This window comes from Streptomyces flavofungini (genome assembly GCF_041028215.1).
GTDB classification, from domain to species: domain Bacteria; phylum Actinomycetota; class Actinomycetes; order Streptomycetales; family Streptomycetaceae; genus Streptomyces; species Streptomyces flavofungini_B.
Window position 1 is genome coordinate 1 of record NZ_JASKYR010000922.1, and the last position, 2893, is coordinate 2893.

Consider the following 2893-nt stretch of genomic DNA (forward strand, 5'->3'; position numbering starts at 1 on the left):
GGGTGGTCTTCCTGGCGGGGGTGGCTTTCCCGGCGAGGGCAGACTTCTTGGCGGGGGCGGTCTTCTTCGAAGAAGCAGCCTTGCCCGCGGCGGCGGCTTCCCTGGCAGAGGCCGTCTTCTGCGCGGAGGCGGTGCTCTTCGCGGAGGCCGTCTTGTCCGCAGAGGTGGTCCTGTTCGCGGAACCCGTCTCCTCCGCAGAGGCGGACCCCTTCGCCGAGGCGGCCCTCCTCGCCGAGGCGATGCCCTTCGCGGAGGCCGTCTTCTCCGCGGAGGCGGAACCCTTCGCCGAGGCCGTCTTCCCCCCAGAGGTGGCCCTCTTCGCGGAGCCCGTCTCCTCCGCAGAGGCGGAACCCTTCGCCGAGGCGGCCCTCCTCGCCGAGGCGATGCCCTTCGCGGAGGCCGTCTTCTCCGCGGAGGCGGAACCCTTCGCCGAGGCCGTCTTCCCCGCAGAGATGGCCCTCTTCGCGGAACTCGTCTCCTCCGCAGAGGCGGCCCCCCTCGCAGAGGCGGACCCCCTCACGGAGCCCGACCTCTCCGCCGAGGCCGTCCCCTCCGCAGAGGCGGCCCCCCTCGCAGAGGCGGACCCCTTCGCGGAGCCCGGCCTCTCCGCAGAGGCCGTCCCCTTCGCGGAGGCCGTCTTCTTGGCGCGGCGCTCCGGGAGTCGCGTTACCTCCGCGACCGACTCGCCCTTCCCGGTCCGCTCCCCGTCGCGGGCCGACCGCGCCGCCCTGACGCTGTTCTCCAGGGCGGCCATCAGGTCGATGACCTTGCCGCCGCCCGTGTCGGCCGCCGGGGTCCGTTCCGTCGTCGTGCCGCCCTGCACCTTCGTGGCGACGAGTTCCTCTACCGCGTGGCGGTAGTCGTCGTGGAGCGTGGCGATGTCGACCTCGCCGAGCGTGTCCATCAGGGCGTCGGCCAGGTCGAGTTCCGCGTCGCGGACCGTGACGCGGGCGTCCGGCGCCGCCCCCTCCGGCTGCCGGATCTCGTCGGGCCACAGCAGCCCGTGCATGGCGATCACGCCGTCGACCACGCGCAGCATGCCGAGCCGCTCCCGGCCCCGGAGCGCGAATCGCGCGAGGGCGACCTTGTTGCTCCGTTGGAGTGCCTCACGCAGCAGCAGATACGGCTTGGTGGCGGGCACCCCGTTCGCCGAGAGGTAGTAGGCGGTGTCCATCTGGAGCGGATCGACGCGGTCCGCGGGGACGAAGGCGACGATCTCGATCGTCTTGGCCGTGGGGATCGGCAGCGCGGCCAGATCCTCCTCCGTGATCGGGATGATCGTGCCGTCCGCGTCCTGGTACCCCTTGCCGATCTCCGCCGAAGGCACCTCGCGGTCCTCCGCCTCGCACACCTTGCGGTAGCGGATGCGGCCGCCGTCCTCCGCGTGGACCTGGCGGAAGGAGACCGCGTGGTTCTCGGTGGCGTTCATCAGCTTGACGGGGATGCTGACGAGACCGAAGGAGATCGCCCCGTTCCAGATCGACCGCACGTCGGCACCTCTCGTTCCGGGCCCCTGCCGAGGGATTTATGGCGTTTTGTGCGACTCTCATCGTATGACGCCGATCACTGAGGTGGAGGGGCGAAGGATCTCGCTCAGCAACCTGGACAAGGTCATCTATCCCGCGAGCGGCTTCACCAAGGGCGAGGTGCTGCACTACTACGCGGCCACGGCCGAGGTCCTCCTCCCCCATCTCCGCGACCGCCCCGTCTCCTTCCTGCGCTATCCCGACGGGCCCGAGGGCCAGAGCTTCTTCGCCAAGAACGTGCCGCCGGGCGCGCCCGACTGGCTGCGCACCGCCGAGGTGCCGCGCTCCGACGGCAACACCCGCCAGGTGCTCGTCCAGGACCTGGCGTCGCTGATGTGGGCCGCCAACACGGTGACGGAGTTCCACACCCCGCAGTGGCGCGCCGAGGCGCCCGCGCGGGCCGACCGGCTCGTGCTCGACCTGGACCCGGGGCCCCCGGCCACGATCGTGGAGTGCTGCCGGGCGGCGCTCTGGCTGCGCGACCGGCTGCGCGCCGACGGGTTCCACGTGTACGCGAAGACCTCGGGCAGCAAGGGCCTCCACCTGCTCGTGCCGCTGAAGCCGACGCCCTCCGAGCGGGTCAGCGCCTACGCCAAGGCCCTGGCCGTCGAGGCCGAGCAGGAGTTCCCGCGCCTCGTCGTCCACCGCATGACCCGCAGCCTGCGCCCCGGCAAGGTCTTCGTCGACTTCAGCCAGAACGCCGCCGCCAAGACGACCGCCGCCCCCTACACCCTGCGCGCCCGCCGGGAGCCGACCGTCTCCGCCCCCGTGACCTGGGAGGAGGTCGAGGCGTGCGAGGAACCGGAGCAGCTCGTCCTCACCGCGGGCGACATCGCGCCCCGCATCGCCGAGCACGGCGGCGACCTGCTGGCCCCGCTCTTCGACCGAGGGCTGGCCAGGGCACTCCCCGAGGGCGGCAAGGGCGGCGCGCGATGACCCTGCGCAGGCCCGTACGGGTCGCCCTCGCGGAAGGGGTGACCGCGCTGCCGGAGGGCGGCGGCTGGGCGTACGAGCCGAAGTTCGACGGCCACCGCATGGTGGTCCTGCTGGACGGGGCGGGGCGCGTGACGCTCCAGGCCCGCTCCGGACGGAACGTCACCCCGGCCTTCCCCGACCTCGAACAGGCGGCGGCCCGGCTCCCCGCGGGCACCGTCCTGGACGGCGAGGTCGTGGTCTGGTCCGGCGGGCGCATCGACTTCGCCGCCGTGCAGCGGCGCGCGGCGGCCACCCCGCTGCGCGCGGGCGCCCTCGCGCGGGCGCAGCCCGCGTCGTACGCCGCCTTCGACCTGCTGGCCGAGGCCGGTACGGACTGCCGCGGCCTAACGTACGAGGAGCGGCGCGCCCGTCTCGTGGGGCTGCTCGCGCCC

2 protein-coding genes and 1 pseudogene are annotated in these 2893 nt (G+C 73.1%); 2 read left to right on the forward strand and 1 reads right to left on the reverse strand.

Going from position 1 to position 2893, the window contains the following annotated elements:
- Nucleotides 1-355: 355 nt before the first annotated feature.
- Nucleotides 356-1489: pseudogene (gene ku / locus AB8Z36_RS36570) on the reverse strand (non-homologous end joining protein Ku); the annotation flags it as partial.
- Between the two features lie 64 nt (nt 1490-1553).
- On the opposite strand from ku, the gene ligD reads away from it, so the two are divergent.
- Nucleotides 1554-2462: a non-homologous end-joining DNA ligase gene (gene ligD, locus AB8Z36_RS36575; protein WP_369217697.1), complete on the forward strand. Its 909-nt coding sequence runs from the start codon at nt 1554-1556 to the stop codon at nt 2460-2462.
- A partial coding sequence (locus AB8Z36_RS36580; RefSeq protein ID WP_440582098.1) for an ATP-dependent DNA ligase occupies nt 2459-2893 on the forward strand: 435 nt, incomplete at its 3' end. The genes ligD and AB8Z36_RS36580, both read left to right, overlap by 4 nt.

What these genes read in the sequence shown, in the direction of transcription:
- ligD (WP_369217697.1), top strand. Translation starts at nt 1,554, where the DNA reads ATGACGCCGATCACTGAGGTGGAGGGGCGAAGGATCTCGCTCAGCAAC.